At 35.4% G+C, this 18355-nt stretch carries 17 protein-coding genes and 1 tRNA gene; 14 read left to right on the plus strand and 4 right to left on the minus strand.

Annotated elements, in window-relative coordinates; translation table 11 throughout:
• Position 1 precedes the first annotated feature (1 nt).
• The 9 genes from PBT89_RS02815 (at position 2) to PBT89_RS02855 (ending at position 6460) form a co-directional block, all read left to right on the plus strand.
• Entirely contained in the window at positions 2-184 is a 183-nt protein-coding gene (locus PBT89_RS02815; protein ID WP_270063305.1) for a CPXCG motif-containing cysteine-rich protein, read from the plus strand.
• Between the two features lie 21 nt (positions 185-205).
• A complete protein-coding gene (locus PBT89_RS02820; RefSeq protein ID WP_270063306.1) occupies positions 206-565 on the plus strand; it encodes an STAS/SEC14 domain-containing protein in 360 nt (119 codons plus the stop codon).
• Positions 566-672: 107 nt separating this feature from the next.
• Positions 673-745, plus strand: a tRNA-Met gene (locus PBT89_RS02825).
• A gap of 602 nt (positions 746-1347) precedes the next feature.
• The gene (locus PBT89_RS02830; RefSeq protein ID WP_270063307.1) at positions 1348-2466 is read left to right on the plus strand and encodes a mechanosensitive ion channel family protein; all 1119 of its coding nucleotides are present in this window, start codon (positions 1348-1350) and stop codon (positions 2464-2466) included.
• A gap of 233 nt (positions 2467-2699) precedes the next feature.
• Positions 2700-3479: a zinc-dependent peptidase gene (locus PBT89_RS02835; RefSeq protein ID WP_270063308.1), complete on the plus strand. Its 780-nt coding sequence runs from the start codon at positions 2700-2702 to the stop codon at positions 3477-3479.
• A gap of 103 nt (positions 3480-3582) precedes the next feature.
• Positions 3583-4068, plus strand: a complete 486-nt coding sequence (locus tag PBT89_RS02840; RefSeq protein WP_270063309.1) for a DUF6428 family protein — start codon at positions 3583-3585, stop codon at positions 4066-4068.
• A gap of 19 nt (positions 4069-4087) precedes the next feature.
• Entirely contained in the window at positions 4088-4708 is a 621-nt protein-coding gene (locus PBT89_RS02845; RefSeq protein ID WP_270063310.1) for an arsenate-mycothiol transferase ArsC, read from the plus strand.
• Positions 4709-4714: 6 nt separating this feature from the next.
• Positions 4715-5764: an ACR3 family arsenite efflux transporter gene (gene arsB, locus PBT89_RS02850; protein ID WP_443089604.1), complete on the plus strand. Its 1050-nt coding sequence runs from the start codon at positions 4715-4717 to the stop codon at positions 5762-5764.
• A 90-nt stretch (positions 5765-5854) separates the two neighbouring features.
• Entirely contained in the window at positions 5855-6460 is a 606-nt protein-coding gene (locus PBT89_RS02855; protein WP_270063311.1) for a DUF4403 family protein, read from the plus strand.
• Between the two features lie 201 nt (positions 6461-6661).
• Here PBT89_RS02855 and PBT89_RS02860 read toward each other — a convergent pair whose 3' ends face one another.
• Entirely contained in the window at positions 6662-7381 is a 720-nt protein-coding gene (locus tag PBT89_RS02860; protein ID WP_270059257.1) for an NUDIX hydrolase, read from the minus strand.
• 171 nt (positions 7382-7552) lie between these two features.
• Here PBT89_RS02860 and PBT89_RS02865 point away from each other — a divergent pair, with 171 nt between their 5' ends.
• Positions 7553-7909 (plus strand): hypothetical protein, encoded by a 357-nt coding sequence (locus PBT89_RS02865; RefSeq protein ID WP_270059256.1) that lies wholly within the window; start codon positions 7553-7555, stop codon positions 7907-7909.
• A gap of 123 nt (positions 7910-8032) precedes the next feature.
• Here PBT89_RS02865 and PBT89_RS02870 read toward each other — a convergent pair whose 3' ends face one another.
• The 3 genes from PBT89_RS02870 to PBT89_RS02880 all read right to left on the minus strand — a co-directional run bounded on the left by PBT89_RS02870 (position 8033) and on the right by PBT89_RS02880 (position 13369).
• Entirely contained in the window at positions 8033-10435 is a 2403-nt protein-coding gene (locus tag PBT89_RS02870) for a glycoside hydrolase family 31 protein (RefSeq protein ID WP_270063312.1), read from the minus strand.
• A 31-nt stretch (positions 10436-10466) separates the two neighbouring features.
• Positions 10467-12374 carry a 1,4-alpha-glucan branching protein GlgB gene (gene glgB, locus PBT89_RS02875; RefSeq protein WP_270063313.1) on the minus strand — a complete coding sequence of 636 codons (1908 nt, stop codon included), beginning with the start codon at positions 12372-12374 and terminating at the stop codon, positions 10467-10469.
• A 242-nt stretch (positions 12375-12616) separates the two neighbouring features.
• Positions 12617-13369 (minus strand): DeoR/GlpR family DNA-binding transcription regulator, encoded by a 753-nt coding sequence (locus PBT89_RS02880; RefSeq protein WP_270059253.1) that lies wholly within the window; start codon positions 13367-13369, stop codon positions 12617-12619.
• 237 nt (positions 13370-13606) lie between these two features.
• Between PBT89_RS02880 and PBT89_RS02885 the strand changes: the two genes are divergently transcribed.
• The 4 genes from PBT89_RS02885 to PBT89_RS02900 all read left to right on the plus strand — a co-directional run bounded on the left by PBT89_RS02885 (position 13607) and on the right by PBT89_RS02900 (position 18315).
• On the plus strand, positions 13607-15181 hold the full coding sequence (locus tag PBT89_RS02885; protein ID WP_270063314.1) for a glycerol-3-phosphate dehydrogenase/oxidase: 1575 nt from the start codon (positions 13607-13609) through the stop codon (positions 15179-15181).
• 94 nt (positions 15182-15275) lie between these two features.
• Positions 15276-16769 (plus strand): glycerol kinase GlpK, encoded by a 1494-nt coding sequence (gene glpK / locus PBT89_RS02890; protein WP_270063315.1) that lies wholly within the window; start codon positions 15276-15278, stop codon positions 16767-16769.
• Positions 16770-16784: 15 nt separating this feature from the next.
• Entirely contained in the window at positions 16785-17525 is a 741-nt protein-coding gene (locus PBT89_RS02895; RefSeq protein WP_270059250.1) for an MIP/aquaporin family protein, read from the plus strand.
• Positions 17526-17529: 4 nt separating this feature from the next.
• The gene (locus PBT89_RS02900) at positions 17530-18315 is read left to right on the plus strand and encodes a hypothetical protein (RefSeq protein ID WP_270059249.1); all 786 of its coding nucleotides are present in this window, start codon (positions 17530-17532) and stop codon (positions 18313-18315) included.
• The last annotated feature ends 40 nt before the right edge of the window (positions 18316-18355 follow it).

Below are 18355 nucleotides of genomic sequence, written 5' to 3' on the forward strand. Positions count from 1 at the left end.
TATGTACGAGCATTTTTTTCAATGTCCCTATTGTTGGGAAGAAATTTCTGTACTTTTAGATCCTTCGGTTTCCAAGCAAACATATATTGAAGATTGTGAAAATTGTTGCAATCCAATAGAATTCGATGTAGCTTTTCAGAATGGAGAAATTACCGAATTTGAAGCTCGAAGTATAGAGCAATAATAACAGTATTTTATTAGTAAAATGGGCGATAAAACAATTTTCGAGCTATCTGAAAATGTTGTAGGTATTATTATAGATCGGTACGTTTCAACTCAGGTTATGGAAGAAATTCTAAAAGAAATTGAAGAGCGAATAAAAGGCAATAAAAAAATTAGATTTTTTCTGGAAATTAAAGATGGAAATAAAATTTCTTTAGCAGCTTTTTGGAAAGATATGCTATTTAAATGTAAGCACGCCGATGATTTTAATAAGGTGGCTTTGGTTACAGATATACAGTGGTTTAGAAGCTTTGCAGATTTTAAGGATAATTTAGTGGATTTGGATATAAGAGCCTTTGATAATGACGAACGCCTGCAAGCTCTAAATTGGATAACTGAATAATTTTTTAAAAAAGTTTTGGAGAAGTAAAAAAGAGTCGTATATTTGCATCCCGATAGCGAAACAATAGCTATCAAGACATACTGAAATAAAGATATTAAAATATATATCGCGGGATAGAGCAGTAGGTAGCTCGTCGGGCTCATAACCCGAAGGTCACTGGTTCGAGTCCAGTTCCCGCTACTAGAAAAGGCTTCACAATTTTGTGAAGCCTTTTTTTATTATCTTTTTAGAGTAATTTTTTTTAGCGGGGGGATACATCAAAAATAAAATACTACGAATAGGTATCGATCTTTTTTCAAACTACATAAAACAACATAACCTATTAGTATTTCACTAATTAGGTTGTATTAAGAATTATTTCAAGAAACCTGTAATTGGAATTTATAAAAGTTTGGGAATATTTGTAACTAAAGGGATAACATTTATAAAGATAGCTCGATCTTTAAGAGTAGTGATTCAAAATCCTTGCACTAGCTGTGCGAAATCATATTATAAAAACAGCAGCGGTTTATCTCTAAAATAGATCCATGATTCCTTGGATATCTTCATCAGAATATCGGTAATAACGAAATATTTTTTTAAAATTAATGACTGCAAATGGACGAAAAAAATTAATTTTATCAATTCCGTTCAAACCTTATATACGCTAGAATGGTTGTGCAGGTAGGTTCCCAAACATATTAAATACAATGGCATACTATGCAATTGCAGCTAAATTCTTTTAGAAAATCTAGCTATTCAACTTTTTCTTATTAAAAACCTATTCTAAATAAAAAAATATTATGGTAGAATTTTGGAGTGCTAATAGCGAATTAATTATATATGTGCTTGTCGTTATAGGCGCTGTTCTATTGCTCTTAGCTTCAACAAAATTACTTTATAAATGGCTCATAAAAAAAACCTTAAAAAAATATCCTAACGAGAAACCTACCACTATAAAGCTTGTTAAACGAGTACTTAACACATTATGGGTTATTCTAGGTGTGGCAGCCTTAAGTTTTGTTTTTATTTCTGAAGATAAATATGCCGTTGCCGCTAAAAATTTTGAAAAGATCGTCTATGTTGGTTTTGTATTGGTTTTTACGATAATTGGATCAAGTGTTGTCGATACATTATTTGGCCGAGTTATTAAGAAAACTATAGCTTCAGATGGTGATCCTACCAGCTATAAATTTTTGCGGTATTTAAGTGTATTTGGTGTTTACTTCTTCGGTGCTATTCTTGCTACTTTGGCCTTTCCTGCTCTAAGAGGCGTGGCGCAAACTGCATTAGGTGGGGCGGGGATTTTAGCGCTTGTGTTAGGTGTTGCCTCGCAGGAAGCGCTGGCAAATATTATTGGTGGCATTTTCATTATATCCTTTAAACCTTTTCGAGTAGGCGACGTCATTAAAATTTCAGACACACTTGTTGGTTCTGTAACAGATATAACTTTAAGGCATACGGTGATTCAGAATTATCAAAACAAAATGATTGTGATTCCCAACGCGATAATAAATAAAGAAAAGGTGACCAATTATGATTTGGAAGAAAAGAAAATCTGCCAATGGATTGAAATTGGGATCTCTTACGATAGTGACATAGATTTAGCCAAAAGTATAATGAAAGAAGAATGCGAGAATCATCCTAATATTTTTGATAATCGCACTAATCAGGATATTGGAAATGGAGTTCCTTTGGTAATTGTTCGTGTTATAGATCTTGGGGATTCTTCAGTTACTATTCGTGCCTGGGCCTGGGCTTGGGATTACGCTTCTGCTTTTGTGATGAAATGTGAACTCTACGAAAGTATAAAAAAACGATTTGATGCTGAAGGTGTAGAAATTCCTTTCCCACACCGAACTTTAGTATTTAAGGACAAACAAATGGAAACATTTAAAAATTCCTATTCAGCTAAAGAATAATAAGCAACTTTATGGGCTACTATAAGATTTTACAACTATCAAAACTAATCGGTCTTGTTTAGGTTATTTATTCAGTGGTTTTGCGAATGAATCACATTTTCCGTTTGCTTTAAGATTCTACGGAATTACTTTGAGCAATTTTCAGAAGAAATGTTTGAAGATTTAAATCTTATAAATAGGCTTTATTTTCGGTATTTTTAGTCCGTATTTTTTTGCAGACTTAGATTTTTGTAATGAGTAAATTTTTTCAAGCTATTCTGGTGGTTGTTGTGCTTGCGGCGATGGTCATATATAAAATTACCAAAAAAAAGAAAAAGAAAGTAGCACCATTTCCCGCAAACTGGCATCAGCTGCTTTTAGATCATGTAGAGTTTTATGCTGAATTAACTAGAGTCGAAAAAATAAGATTTCAGCAGCGTGTCATGGTATTTTTAAATGAAGTCTATATCGAGAGCGTTTCTTTTAAACTTGAAGATATAGATCAGATTTTAGTCGCTTGTAGTGCGGTAATTCCAGTATTTAGATTCAAACACTGGCATTATTCCAATTTAAGTACGGTAATTTTATATCCCAATCATTTCAATAAAAATCTTGTTTTCGATAATGGCGGAGAAGATAAAATAGTGATGGGCTTAGTGGGAACCGGTAGGTTCGAGCACCAAATGATTCTTTCGCGACGCGCGTTGCATGATGGATTTGCTAAGCACAATGACCGGTTAAATACCGGTATTCACGAATTTGTTCATTTAATCGATAAAATGGACGGGCAAACCGATGGTGTGCCAGAGCGGCTTTTAAAACACACTTATACCATTCCGTGGCTTAAAATGGTACATAAAGAAATGGAAGAAATTAATGCCAATAAATCAGATATTCGAAATTATGGTGGAACTAATGAAGCTGAATTTCTTGCCACAGCCAGCGAATATTTCTTTGAAAACCCTAAGCGTATGCAACGTAAACATCCAGATATATACAAAATGTTGCACGATTGCTATTTTCCTGAAGATTAGTCTTCGAGAATTTAATTGATAGCTATTTTTATTACTTGATTTAATTATCGTAATATTGCAATTAATATTTATCGTAATATTACGATAAATAAAATTTTGACTTATGAAATTAGCGGAAATTAAGAGGATTTTAAAAGAAAAGGAAACTATCGAATTTGAACTGCCGGATGGCAGTTTAGTACCATCGCATTTTCATGTAACCGAAATTGGTAGTGTAGAAAAGAAATTTATAGACTGCGGCGGTACATTTAGAGAAGAATACAAAGCTAGTTTTCAATTATGGGAAGCTAATGATTACGACCACCGCTTGCATCCAGAAAAATTAATTTCGATCATAGAACTTTCAGAAAAAATACTAAAGCTTGATGAAAATTCAGAAATAGAGGTAGAATATCAGGAAAGCACTATTGGTAAATACGATCTTGAATTTAATGGTGAACGATTTTTATTAGTTAATAAATTTACTACCTGTTTAGCTAAAGATCAATGCGGGATTCCAGCCGAATCTTCTGAAAAACCGAAAAAAAGTTTAAAAAATCTTACTCCAGTTGAAACCAAATCATGTAAACCGGGATCGGGTTGTTGCTAATTAAAAATAGTTTTTAAAAATGTATAATTCTGTTCAACAATTTATAACTTCTCTAGATATCACTACAATTAGTGAAGAGCGTAAAAAGGCGCTGGAAGTTTTTATAAGGTTTATTGCTGAAAAAATTAAAAATAAAGAAACAGTAAACCTGAATTTTATTTGTACCCATAATTCAAGAAGAAGTCATTTTTCTCAAATCTGGGCGCAGACGATCGCTGATTATCTATCACTTAAAAATGTGAACTCTTATTCAGGAGGAACAGAAGCTACCGCAGTTTATTCTTCTGTTTTAAAGACTTTTGAACATGTTGGTTTTTCAGTAGGGCATCTTTCCGAAGAAAAAAATCCTTTTTATTTTTTAAAATTCTCGGAAGATGCTTTACCAATTCTCAGCTTTTCGAAAGTTTATAATCATGCATTTAATCCTAAGAAAAACTTTGTATCGGTAATGACCTGTTCTCAGGCCAATGAAGCCTGTCCTTTTGTGCCGGGCGCCGAGGTACGAATACCTTTTACCTTTGAAGATCCAAAAATAAGCGACGGTAAGAAGGAAGAGTTTGAAAAATATCTCGAAAAATCCAGGGAAATCGCTAATGATCTTCTTTATGTTTTTACCAAAGCAAAAGAACTTTCAGAATAAAAAATAATGAAAAAGAAATTAAGTTTTTTGGATAGTTATCTTACCCTGTGGATTTTTATAGCTATGGCGGTTGGTGTTTGTCTTGGTTATTATATTCCGGCGGTGCCTAAGCTTATTAATTCATATAGTTCTGGTTCTACCAATATTCTAATCGCGGTTGGATTAATCTTGATGATGTATCCACCTTTGGCGAAAGTCGATTACAAAATGTTGCCTAAGGTGTTTAGAAATGTGAAGATTTTAAGTATTTCGATAATTTTAAATTGGATCGTTGGACCGATTTTAATGTTTTCGCTTGCGCTTTTGTTTTTGGGAGATCATCCCGAATATATGACCGGTTTAATTTTAATTGGTTTGGCGCGTTGTATCGCGATGGTTCTGGTTTGGAACGACCTTGCTGCTGGAAGTAAAGAATACGGTGCAGGATTAGTAGCTCTAAACAGTATTTTTCAGGTTTTTGCCTATTCGTTTTATGCCTGGTTGTTTATAACTAAGCTTCCGTCTTATTTTGGTTATGAAGGAAGCATTGTTGAAATTTCTGTAACTACGATTGCAGAAAGTGTTGCAATCTATTTGGGAATTCCGTTTTTAATGGGAATTGCTAGTCGCTTAGTTTTAGTGAAGTTGAAAAGTGAGAAATGGTATTCAGAAAAATTTATTCCTAAAATATCCAAAATTACCTTAATTGCTTTGCTTTTCACTATTGTGGTGATGTTTAGTTTAAAAGGAAAATTAATTGTAGAAATTCCGAAAGACGTAGTGCTTATCGCAATACCGCTAATGATATACTTTGCTTTAATGTTCTTAATAGGATTTATTGCCAGCCATTGGGCAGGAGCGAAATATGATGAAAATGCTGCCGTTTCTTTTACCGCAGCAGGAAACAACTTCGAGCTGGCTATAGCCGTGGCTGTTGCGGTGTTTGGGTTGAATTCAGGTCAGGCTTTTGTTGGGATCGTAGGGCCTTTAATCGAAGTCCCGGCGCTTATTCTTTTAGTGCGCATTTCGTTCTGGCTTCGAGAAAAACTATATAATAAACCTGCAATTCAGTCTTAAGCCAGATTCGTTAGATTTGCGTCAATTTTAACCTAATATTAGATTTAGGATATTGTTTCTTTTTTACCTTTAAAAGAAAGCACGTAAATTATGAATGAAGATTACCAAAAAGGATTAATACTGAATATTCCGGTTAAGCTGCCTTATGCCGTTTTGGAGAAGGTTATAGAGGAGAAAATGCAGGAAGAAGATGAGGAGGGCAACGGAATTAGCGAATATGCGGATGTTAAATTCGTGTGGTTAGAAAAAAATCCAGAGGTAGATTATGATATTACGCTTGGTTTGCGATTAAAAGCCAAAACATTCTTGTTTAAAAATAAAGAATTAGAGCTTAAGATTCATCTTAAGTTTGATTTTGATCCTGTAACCAATCAATTTTCATTAGCAGATTACGAGGCTGTAGGAGAGAACGATAACAAATTGATGAATAAAATTGTACAGGTTATTCTGAATAAATTTGTTCAGAAGAAAATACTGCAAAAATCAAAACAAAATCTCTCAGAGAAATTACAGCAAGAATTAAAAAAGATCAATTCTAAGCTTCAGGAAAATAATCGTCCTGCTGAAGGTTTGCTGGTAGATGCTCAGTTAGATCAGCTTAATATTTCTCATTTCGAATTTGCGCCACAGGAGCTTTATATTTATTTAAGTCTTACCGGCGAGGCCGCTATGGAAGTTACTAAAATTCCAGATTAGCCAGCCACTAATGAAGCGATTAGTAATACTTCCGTTTTTTTAAATATTTTTTTCTTTGAATGCTCAAAACATCATTGAAAATTATCCTGATGTGGAAGAGCTGGTAAAAGCTTTGGATGAAAAAGATTCTCTGCAATCTGTCATTTTAGAAAATGAATAATTTCTGAAAAATTAGATAAGAAATAGAATTGTAGTGTTTGGTTAAAACTCAAATGTAAAGCCCTTCTTAGTTAATTTTTGATATACTTCTTCATCAAAACTATAAAGCTTGGCTGCGCGATGGGAAACATCCTTTTGTTTTTCACCAATATCCACCAAGAGTTTCATCTTTAAAAATTTTCTACGGAAGTTAGGTTTATCCATTTTTACATCCAAAATTTCTTCATAAAGCTGCATTAGCTGGAGTAAAGTAAATTTTTCTGGTAATAGATTGAAACCTATAGGAGCCTGGCGTACGCGGTTTCTAAGTTTTTCAAGTGCTGCCTCAAAAATTATTCTATGATCATAAATAAGATCTGGAATTTCTTCAACCAAAAACCATTTCGCTTCTGATGCGGTGAAACCAGCAGCAATCTCGTAGTCTTCGCTTTTTACTAATGCGTAATATCCGATAGTGATCACACGGCTGGTGGGAAACCGGTTAGGCTCTCCAAAAGCCTGTAGTTGTTCCAAGAAGATGTTGTCTAAGCCGGTTAGATCTCTAAGAACACGTTTAGCAGAATGGTCTATAGATTCTTTCTCGGTAATCCATCCGCCTGGTAAACCCCATTTATCTTTACTAATTCCTTCGGCATGCTTTACCAGAAGAACTTCCATTTTACCTTCATTGAAGCCAAATACCACACAGTCGATAGTTACTGCTTCAATAAAACTCTCTTCTTGTATATATTTTTCTCCTTCTGCAATAAAGCCTTTAGACATCTTGTGAAAATTAGAGCGTAAAAATAACAATTTCAACGGAAATGATAGTTTCGATTAATTCCTACCAACTTTTTATGGCTACCATTCATCGATAGAAGAAAAGTAGTACATCGAAGAGTTCTATCTATTCTTCTTTTTCAGTCTAATTTTAGGGTGTAGATAAGAGGAGTTATGAATATAGCAGTTGAAAATACAAACGGAGAAATGATCGATGTGAACATCGAGCTATACAGAAATAAACAGTTTGTAAACTGCTGTGAAGCTGAAAATATGCAAGGAACATATGCGAGAGCTAAAAATCCAGAAACGAAACCAGAATTAGCGTATAATCATAAAATAATAAAAGCTTTTATAGATCCTAAAACGCGTAAAAAATTTGAAGTTTCTGAACATGAAGCAATCTCAATATGTACTCGATCAATAGAACAATTTGCTGAAAATAGATTTAAAAATAAGCAAACCTTCTTTATAGAGTTAATGAGCCAGTCGCCCTACGATTTGCAATATCATTTCTTAGTAGAGGAGTAGCGAAGAGACACTTTTTTGCCCTGAACAAAGTGAGTTTAATTTGGTTAAGAAAAACGGATTGGTGGGGACTAGGTCAAGCCAATCCGTTTTCTTTTTTTTATTCAGTAAATGATATTCTATTTTCTATTCGCTTACCAGGCGTAAATCTGTAAAGTTTTCGTTTAAAACAATAAAATTTTCTGCTTTATTGTAACCTATACTTTCTAAGGTAACATCTTCATTATTTACACTGGCCGATTTGATGTCGAATGGTAAGCCATGTAAACAGATTTTCATGGTTTTTAAACTCGATTTATAAGTGCCGGCAACGTGTTGCTGAATAATGATTTCTTTTTCTTTTCCGGTAAGTTTAAAAGTTCTAAGATTAAAAAGACCCATCTTATAGTCGTAACCATCATGATTATCTTCGTAATAAATAGAATTTTGTTTTCCCTCTTTGTAATAGACGTCCAAACGTAGTTCTTCAATCTGTATTTCATCTACATATTGTTGTACAGGATATTTGGGTACAATGGCACCTTCTCTTACAAATATCGGCATGCTATCTAAAGGAGCGTCTACCCAAAGTTCTTTTCCGCCTTCGATTACAGCATCGTTCCAGAAGTTATACCAACGTCCTCTGGGAATATACATTCTTCTTCCCTGTACATTTGGTTCTTGTATTGGGCATACTAGAAAATGATTTCCGAAGATAAATTCATCAGAGCGGTAATGTGTTTGTATATCCTCTTGGTCAAAATAAACTAATGGCTTAAGTATTGGGATATTATCTTCACAATATTGGTAAAAAGCAGTATATAAATAGGGAAGTAACTGGTATCGTAATTCTACGAATTTACGGGTTATATTCAATACTTCTTCGCCAAAATACCAAGGTTCTTGTTCTCCATGATCTCCAGAAGAGTGCACACGGCAAAATGGATGAAAAACACCAAGCTGAATCCATCTTGTAAATAACTCTCCTGTTGGCTGATCTGCAAACCCACCAATATCGGTACCCGCAAAACTAAATCCACTCATTCCTAAGCGTTGAATCTGAACATTTCCCAACCACAAATGTTCCCAGGTGGCTACGTTATCTCCCGTCCAGGTAGAACTATAACGTTGCCCACCCGAGTAGCTGGCGCGTGTTATTGTGAAAGGTCTTTTGGGGAAAATATATTTTTTAACTCCTTCATAGGTAGCTCTGGCCATTTGCATCCCATAAATATTATGTGCTTTACGGTGGCTGCATCTATTTCCGTCGTAATCGTGACGAACATCTAAAGGGAAAGTTTTTCCGGGCACTTCCATAACCGCTGGTTCGTTCATGTCGTTCCAAACACCTTTTACACCTATTTCGGCAATTAAAGTCTTGTAATGATCTGCCCACCATTCTCTAACCTCTGGATTTGTGAAATCTGGAAAAACACAATTTCCCGGCCAGACTTTCCCACGCATATAAGGACCGTCTGCCCGTTTACAGAAGTAGTCTTTTTCTAGCCCATCGGTAAAAATTTCGTACGTATTGTCTATTTTTATACCAGGGTCTATGATTGCTACTGTTTTAAAGCCGTCTTCTTCTAATTCTTCTACCATTCGTTTAGGCTCTGGAAAATAATCTTTATTCCAGGTGAAGCATCTAAAGCCATCCATATAATCAATGTCTAGATAAAGCGCATCACAAGGGAATTTATTTTCTCTAAAACTAGCTGCTAATTCTTTAACTTTTGCTTCTGGATAATAACTCCATTTGCTTTGATGATATCCTAAAGCCCACATTGGTGGTAATTCTGGTCTCCCGGTAAGATTAGTGTATTTGGTAACAACTTCAGCAATCTTAGGGCCGTAAATAAAGTAGTAATTCATCTCCCCGCCATCTGCCCAAAAACTTGTAACGTGGCGTCGCTCATGGCAAAAATCAAAGTGCGTTTTAAAAGTATTGTCGAAAAATATACCGTAGGATTTCGCATGATGAAGACCTATATAAAATGGAATTGATTTATATAATTCTGGTAAATCTCTCCCAAAAGCATATTGATCGGTATTCCAGTTGCTAATTCTTTTTCCTTTTAGATTGAAGTGTGTTGGTTTGTCGCCCAAGCCGTAAAAATTTTCTCCTTCAACGGTGCTTTTGCTCATTTTTACATAATTACCGCCAAACTCGAAACTTTCTTCCCAATGAAATCCAAGTTCATCCTGAAGAATCAATTCATCTTCGATATCGAACATGGCCGTTTTTAGGTCGCTTCTGTTAATTCTACATTTAATCTGTTCGGTAACGATCCAAATAGAGGTTTCATCTTCGATAATTTCTAATACTGAATATCCGTGAGAATGATCGCTATCTATGGCGTACGAGAAATCATTTTCAAATACTCCATGGGTTGCATACCTAAATCTAAGCATGCTATCTCGTAGTACAGTTACTATAAGATGTACACCGTTTTCTGAAAGAAACAAAATAGAATCTCCGTTTTGCTCATAAGAAACCAATTTTGAGGGGAAAAGGTTTCCTTTCTTTTCTAATTCTGTATTTGTAATCATATTCTAATTATTAAGTAACATTTTGAGATGGCTAATTGAAACTAAAAAATACCGAAGCTAAGGGTGGTATTGTTAAAGCTGCAGAATAATCTCTCCCATGAAATGCCTGATTATCAATTTTTATAATTTTATTTTTTACACCAGAACCTTCGTATTTTGAATCGTCTGTATTTAGAATTTCTTTTAATTTTCCCGATCTGGGAACACCTATGCGATAGTTATTTAAAACATTTGGTGTGAAATTGCAGACAATCACTAAATCGTCTTTTTCTTCTTTTCCTTTTCTTAAGTAGGATAAAATTGAGTTTTGATTATCATCGTAAGAGATCCATTCAAAACCCTCAGGGGAAAATTGCTTTTGGTAAAGTGCAGGGTGTTTTTTGTAGGTTTTGTTGAGGTCTTTTATTAGGCTATGAATTCCTTTATGAAAAGGATAATCCAATAAATTCCAGTCTAAACTGCTATTGTAATTCCATTCACCATACTGCGCAATTTCACCACCCATAAATAATAATTTATTTCCCGGATGTGAATACATGTAGGCATGCATTAACCTGAGGTTTGCAAAACGCTGCCACTCATCACCTGGCATTCTACCAAGTAGTGACTTTTTACCATAAACCACTTCATCGTGGCTTAAAGGAAGGGTGAAATTCTCTGTAAACGCATAGGTTAAACTAAAGCTGATATCGTTTTGATGATGTTGGCGGTAAATACTATCTTTTTTGAAATACTCTAAGGTGTCGTGCATCCAGCCCATCATCCATTTCATACCAAATCCTAAACCGCCAAGGTAAATAGGTTTAGAAACACCCGGATACGCTGTGGATTCTTCAGCAATAGTTTGTACGCCATCAAAACTCTGATAGATTTCCATATTCAAATCTTTCAGAAATGATATGGCCTCCAGATTCTCATTTCCACCAAAAATATTAGGCTCCCATCCGCCTTCTTCACGAGAATAATCCAAATAAAGCATAGAAGCGACGGCATCAACTCTTAAACCGTCAATATGATATTGCTCGATCCAGAAAATAGCATTACTAATTAAGAAAGAGCGTACTTCGTTGCGTCCATAATTGAATATAAGACTTTTCCAATCGGGGTGATATCCTTTTTTATAATCTGGATGTTCGTAAAGGTGTGATCCATCAAATCTACCTAAACCATGTTTATCTTCAGGAAAATGAGATGGCACCCAATCCATGATCACAGCGATATTTTTTCGGTGGAAAGCATCTACTAAAAGTTTAAACTCGTCTGGATTGCCAAATCTTGAAGTGGGAGCATAATATCCGGTTACCTGATATCCCCACGAAGGATCGTAAGGATACTCCATAACCGGCATAAATTCTACATGTGTATAACCTAGATCATTAACATAATTAACCAACTCATCGGCCATTTCTACATAACTCAACGAGCGGTTTTCCTCGTATTTACGTTTCCAGCTTGCTAGATGAATTTCATAAACCGAAATTGGTTGATCTAGCGCATTTTTTTTTGCACGGGTGGTAAGCCATTTTTTATCTTTCCAGGAATACTCATCCTCCCAAACTATCGATGCGGTAGCCGGTGGATGTTCGCTTTTACGGGAATAAGGATCTGCTTTCTCAGTTACAATATTGCCAATTGAACTATTGATTTTATATTTGTATTTACAGCCTTTCCCAACTCCTGGTATAAATCCTTCCCAAATACCGCTACTGTCCCAGCGCACAAATAGAGGATGTTCGTTCTCTGTCCAATAATTAAAATCTCCAACTACAGAAACACTTTTAGCCGTAGGTGCCCATACCGCAAAATAGGTTCCTCTAACACCATTAATTTCTAAAATATGTGATCCAAGTTTTTCATAAATTCGATAATGTTTTCCTGCCTTAAATAATGAAATGTCAAAATCTGTAAATAAAGAATATAGCTGTACATTCTGCTTCATAAAAGCTTAAAATAATTGGTTAGTGTTATAGAAGGTAGTTAGCCATCTAAATGAAAAATCTTCATATTTCTTAAGAAGATCTCTATACATTCGTGGCATTAAATTACTGTTTTAATTCTATATCCTGAACTTTTTAAATTAATATTAGCGTTTAGTTAAAATTAGAAAAGTCAAAAAGAGAATTAAAAAGAAGCTTATGTTTGAGGTTTTGGTAATTAAGGAAATAAGTGAGTTAATAGATTTTAAACGATGCTTAGCTTAATACCAAGATCTTTTATTTTTTTTGAAAGACTAGTAGAAATACCTTTATCTGTAATAATATGATCTACCTGCTCTAAACTGCAAATTCTCCCAAAACTTTTTTTGCCGAATTTAGAGGAATCTGCCAGGATTATGGTGCGTTGCGATGCTTCAATCATTTTTTGATTTAGTAATGCTTCTTCTAAGCTTGTGGTAGTGCATCCGTATTCTAAATCTATACCATCAACCCCAAGAAATAGTTGGTTACACGAAATGTGATCTAGAATATGTTCAGCATAATGGCCGGTCACTGAAGATGAGCTATGCCTCAAATTTCCACCAAGTTGAATTACCTGAATGTTTTGATGATTCAACAATTCTAAAGCCACATTTAAAGAAGAGGTAATCACGTTTAATGCCCCTTTATTAGTAATAGATTTTGCCAGTTGCTGCACAGTTGTGCCAGAGGCAATCATAATTGAATCGTTATCTTTAATTAAGCTTGCAGCTTTTTTAGCAATATCATCTTTTTGAGAGACAGAAATTTTTTCTTTCTCATTTACCGGGCGGTCATTGATGTATGGATTTTCTAAAGAAGCACCGCCGTGGGTGCGGTGCAAAAGGCCTTTATCTTCAAGCAGTTTAAGATCTTTTCGTATAGTCACGGCAGATACACCCAGTTCTTCACAAAGTTCTGAAACTTCAATGTGCTGTTCTTGCTGTAATTTTTCAAGAATTAACTGGTGTCTCTTCATGATATTCAAAATAAATAAAGCCTAGCAAATATATAAAAATCGATTTTCTGTACGATTTAATAATAAACGAAATAAAATGAAAGTTAAAGTTAATTAACTTAAGTTTCACGAGAATTTAGACTGAAAAGATAATTATTAACACTTTCGTTTTCTTTCTTTAACTAATTTTTTTGTTTCGAAATATTTCGTTTTAAATCATTTTTTTTAAATTAGCTGAAAATTAGAAGTTACATAATTATGGCAGCTAAAAATATATATTCTAGAAATACACTTGTCGAATCGGCCAAAGATGTAGAGAAATGGGATGTGATTGTAATAGGTGGAGGGGCAACAGGCCTTGGTGTAGCATTAGATAGTGTTACTAGAGGATATAAAACATTGCTGCTAGAGCAGGTAGATTTTGCAAAAGGTACTTCTAGCCGTAGTACAAAATTAGTTCACGGTGGTGTGCGATATTTGGCACAAGGAAATATTGATCTTGTTAAAGAAGCCTTATATGAGCGCGGTCTATTAAGTAAAAATGCTCCACATTTAGTGAAAAATCAAAGTTTTGTAATTCCTAATTATAGGTGGTACGAAGGCATGTATTACACTATTGGGCTAAAAGCGTACGATTTTCTTGCAGGCAAATTGAGTTTAGGTAAATCTAAGCATATAAAGAAAGAGGAGACACTAAAACGTGTAAAAACTATACGGCAGGATAAATTAAGAGGTGGGGTTGTTTACCAAGATGGTCAGTTTGATGATTCGCGTTTAGCGATAAACGTCGCGCAAACTTGTGTAGAGCATGGAGCATCGATTCTTAATTATTTTAAAGTAAATAATCTGATTATTGAAGATAAAGTAATTAAAGGAGTTGCGGCGAAAGATATGGAGACTGGTGAAGATCATCAATTTTTAGGTGATACGGTAATTAATGCGACGGGCGTTTTTACAGACGATATCTTAAAAATGGCTAATCCAAATGCCCGTAATATGGTAAAACCAAGTCAGGGAGTTCATTTGGTATTCGACAAGTCTTTCTTACCAGGAGAAGATGCCATTATGATTCCTAAAACAGATGATGGCCGTGTATTATTTGCTGTGCCATGGCATGATAAAGTTATTGTAGGAACAACCGATACTCCTTTAGAAGAGCATTGTTTAGAACCTCAGGCTTTAGATAAGGAAGTAGAATTTATTTTGAAAACTTTCAATAATTACCTAGAGAAAAAAGTTACCCGGGATGATATTCGAAGTATTTATGCTGGATTAAGACCTCTTGCTGCACCAAAAGATGGATCAGAAAGCTCAAAAGAGATTTCTAGAAGTCATAAAATTTTAGTTTCAGAGACCGGTTTAATTACCATTACCGGAGGAAAATGGACCACCTTTAGGCGAATGGCGCAGGATACTGTAGATAAAGCGATATCATTAGGAAAACTTCCGAAGAAAGAATGTAAGACTATGGATCTAAAAATTCATGGAGCTAAAGAAAATCCAGATTTAACTAATCATCTTTATATCTACGGAAGTGATCAGCCACAAGTTCATAACTTAATTAATGAAGATCCTACTTTAGGTGAAAAACTTCATCCAAGATTGGATTTTCTAAAGGCTGAAGTTGTTTGGGCAGTACGTCATGAATTGGCAAGAACAATAGATGATGTTTTAGCAAGAAGAGTGCGAATGTTATTTATGGATGCTAAAGCGGCCATAGAATGTGCTCCTGAAGTTGCAAAATTATTGGCTAAGGAGACAGGTAAGGATGAGCAGTGGATTAACAAGCAAATTTCAGATTTTAAAGAAATAGCAGATCATTATACCATATAAAATTTAACCAATTTATTAACCAAACAGCTCGCAGTTTATATTGAGGGCTTAGGGTTGCATTGCTAATGCAACTCTGCTAAATTATATAGCGATTATGGATCAGTACATGTTAGCATTGGATCAAGGAACTACAAGTTCTCGCGCAATCCTTTTCGATAAGAAAGGTAAAATTGTTTCTGTTGCGCAAAAAGAATTTACGCAGCATTTTCCTCAACCAGGATGGGTAGAACACGATGCCAGAGAAATTTGGTCGACGCAAGCAGGTGTAGCTGCTGAAGCTACCACCAAACACGGAATGAACGGGAAAAACATCGCAGGGATTGGTATTACAAATCAACGCGAAACCGTTGTAGTTTGGGATAAAAAAACCGGTGATCCGGTATATAATGCTATTGTTTGGCAAGACAAGCGAACTTCAGATTATTGCGACGAACTAAAGGAAGATGGCACTGCTGAAATAATTAAGAAAAAAACAGGCTTGGTGATCGATTCTTATTTTTCGGGTACCAAAGTAAAATGGATTCTTGATAACGTCGATGGAGCTAGAGAAAAAGCCGAGGCCGGTGATCTTATTATGGGGACTATAGATACTTGGTTAATCTGGAATTTCACTAAAGGCGAATTGCATATAACCGATGTAACTAATGCTTGTCGTACCTTGTTTTTCAACATCAATACGATGGAATGGGATGATGAACTTTTAGAAATTTTCGACATTCCTAAAAGTATGTTGCCAGAAGTAAAAGATTCCAGCGAAATATACGGGCATACCAAAACCACCGTTTTTGCATCTAAAATTCCAATTGCAGGAATTGCAGGAGACCAGATGGCTGCTTTATTTGGACAAATGTGTACCAAAAAAGGAATGGTGAAAAATACCTACGGAACTGGATGTTTCATGTTAATGAACATTGGTGAAGAACCAATCGTTTCAGAAAATAATCTTCTTACATCTGTAGCCTGGAGAATTAACGGGAAAACAGAGTACTGTTTAGAAGGTTCAATTTTTATTGCTGGGGCTGTGGTACAGTGGCTTCGAGATGGTTTAGGTGTCATTAAGAAATCTGCAGATGTAGAGAAGCTTGCAAGCTCTGTAGACACAACTGATGGTGTATATTTTATTCCTGCATTTTCTGGATTAGGAGCACCTCACTGGAACCAAAAAGCCAAAGGAACAATGTTCGGGATTACCAGAGGAACTACAGATGCACATATTGCAAGAGCTTCCCTGGAAGCTATAGCCTACCAAACCATGGATATTCTTAAAGCAATGCAAGCTGATAGCGGGATTGATATCAAGCAATTACGGGTAGATGGAGGAGCATCGGTAAACGATATGTTAATGCAATTTCAGAGCGATGTTTTGAATACGGAAACAGTACGTCCAGAAGTAACTGAAACTACTGCTTTAGGTGCTGCTTATTTAGCAGGTCTTGCTGTTGGGTATTGGGATAGCATGGAAGAAATTGAAGAAATTTGGAAGATTGATAAAGAATTTCATCCTACCGAAGATCAGGATGCTGTGAAAGAGGGTATCGATGGATGGTATAGAGCAGTAAATGCTTTACAAGAATGGACAAAACTTTAAATTAAAATAGCATTTATGACACCTTTTATAGCCGAAATTTTAGGCACAGGATTACTAATTTTATTGGGGGGCGGAGTAGTAGCGAATGATATTTTAAACGGAACCAAAGGTAATGGCGGTGGTTGGGTAAGTATTTCTACCGCATGGGGATTAGCAGTTTTTGCCGGTGTTGTGGTTGCAGGTCCCTACAGTGGTGCGCACTTAAATCCAGCAGTTACTTTAGGCTTGGCCATTGGCGGACTTTTCCCATGGGCAGATGTACCTACTTATTTAGCAGGAGAATTTATAGGCGCCATGATTGGTTCTTCGTTAGTTTATGTAATGTATAAAGACCATTTTGATGCTACCGAGGATGCTGGATTAAAGAGAGCCGTTTTTTGTACAGATCCAGCAATCCCTAACAATTTTAGAAATTTAATGAGTGAGATTTTGGGAACCTTCGTTCTCGTTATCGCCGTGTTTTATTTTGCAGATGCATCTTTCGAGACAGAGTCTGGAGGAACAACTAAAGTTGGTTTGGGCGCAATTGGGGCTATCCCTGTAGCATTTATGGTTTGGGGAATTGGCCTTTCTCTTGGAGGAACTACAGGTTACGCAATTAATCCAGCGCGTGATTTAGGCCCAAGAATTGTACATGCCCTTTTACCGATAAAAGGCAAAACCGATAGCAATTGGTCGTATGCCTGGATTCCAATTGTGGGACCAATCATTGGAGCCGCCATTGCTGCAATTCTATTTTTAATTTTAGGAAAGTAATTTTATGAAAAATATACATGCTATTTTTCTGCTAACTTTTTTGTTGGCAGGTAATATTTCTTTTGCTCAGGTTAGTGATGAAAATATCGTAGAGGAGCGAAATGAAGATGAAGTTGAAAATGATACCAAATTATTTCATTTTAATCTTCAGCTTAAAAACATGCACCTTTGGAAAGGCTTGCATGTTACCGATGCGCCAATGACGGCGGCAGATATCAACTATACTTCTAAAAACGGATTCTTTAAAGCAGGACTTTGGGGCGGTAGAGGTTTCAATGGCGATTATACCGAATTTGATTACTACATAACTTTTATGCATAATGGTTGGTCTTTGGCTATTTGGGATATTAATAATTACAGCGATTATCCCGATGCTAAGATTTTTGATTACGACCGTAGTGAAACTTCACATTTTATAGATGTTATTTTAGGATATCAATTTCAAAAAATTCCTTTAAAATTATCATGGAGTACGATAGTGCAGGGAAGGGACACTTATGTAAATGATAATGGTCAATTGCGAAATGCATTTTCTAATTATGTAGAAGCTAGTTATGTAATATTAGATGAAAAAGACTGGTCTTTATCAGGTCTTGTAGGTGGATCCTGGTCTTTTGCTCCACAAGACGCACATTTTTATGGAGATGAAGCAGGAATTACCAATATTGGAGTGATTTACAATCGAGATCTAAATGTTTTTGACAAGTTTACGCTCCCGGTTTCAGCAACAGCAAGTTGGAATCCTGTGCAAGATTATGGCGCGATACAGGTTGCATTCAATTTGTTTTAGTTAATAATTTAAAGATTTTTGCATAGTTAAATGAACTGAT

It is taken from the genome of Zunongwangia sp. HRR-M8 (genome assembly GCF_027594405.1).
Taxonomy (GTDB): domain Bacteria; phylum Bacteroidota; class Bacteroidia; order Flavobacteriales; family Flavobacteriaceae; genus Zunongwangia.

Coding starts and splice junctions, on each gene's coding strand:
- PBT89_RS02815 (WP_270063305.1), top strand. CDS start 2: ATGTACGAGCATTTTTTTCAATGTCCCTATTGTTGGGAAGAAATTTCT.
- PBT89_RS02820 (WP_270063306.1), top strand. CDS start 206: ATGGGCGATAAAACAATTTTCGAGCTATCTGAAAATGTTGTAGGTATT.
- PBT89_RS02830 (WP_270063307.1), top strand. CDS start 1,348: ATGGTAGAATTTTGGAGTGCTAATAGCGAATTAATTATATATGTGCTT.
- PBT89_RS02835 (WP_270063308.1), top strand. CDS start 2,700: ATGAGTAAATTTTTTCAAGCTATTCTGGTGGTTGTTGTGCTTGCGGCG.
- PBT89_RS02840 (WP_270063309.1), top strand. CDS start 3,583: ATGAAATTAGCGGAAATTAAGAGGATTTTAAAAGAAAAGGAAACTATC.
- PBT89_RS02845 (WP_270063310.1), top strand. CDS start 4,088: ATGTATAATTCTGTTCAACAATTTATAACTTCTCTAGATATCACTACA.
- arsB (WP_443089604.1), top strand. CDS start 4,715: ATGAAAAAGAAATTAAGTTTTTTGGATAGTTATCTTACCCTGTGGATT.
- PBT89_RS02855 (WP_270063311.1), top strand. CDS start 5,855: ATGAATGAAGATTACCAAAAAGGATTAATACTGAATATTCCGGTTAAG.
- PBT89_RS02860 (WP_270059257.1), bottom strand. CDS start 7,381: ATGTCTAAAGGCTTTATTGCAGAAGGAGAAAAATATATACAAGAAGAG.
- PBT89_RS02865 (WP_270059256.1), top strand. CDS start 7,553: ATGAATATAGCAGTTGAAAATACAAACGGAGAAATGATCGATGTGAAC.
- PBT89_RS02870 (WP_270063312.1), bottom strand. CDS start 10,435: ATGATTACAAATACAGAATTAGAAAAGAAAGGAAACCTTTTCCCCTCA.
- glgB (WP_270063313.1), bottom strand. CDS start 12,374: ATGAAGCAGAATGTACAGCTATATTCTTTATTTACAGATTTTGACATT.
- PBT89_RS02880 (WP_270059253.1), bottom strand. CDS start 13,369: ATGAAGAGACACCAGTTAATTCTTGAAAAATTACAGCAAGAACAGCAC.
- PBT89_RS02885 (WP_270063314.1), top strand. CDS start 13,607: ATGGCAGCTAAAAATATATATTCTAGAAATACACTTGTCGAATCGGCC.
- glpK (WP_270063315.1), top strand. CDS start 15,276: ATGGATCAGTACATGTTAGCATTGGATCAAGGAACTACAAGTTCTCGC.
- PBT89_RS02895 (WP_270059250.1), top strand. CDS start 16,785: ATGACACCTTTTATAGCCGAAATTTTAGGCACAGGATTACTAATTTTA.
- PBT89_RS02900 (WP_270059249.1), top strand. CDS start 17,530: ATGAAAAATATACATGCTATTTTTCTGCTAACTTTTTTGTTGGCAGGT.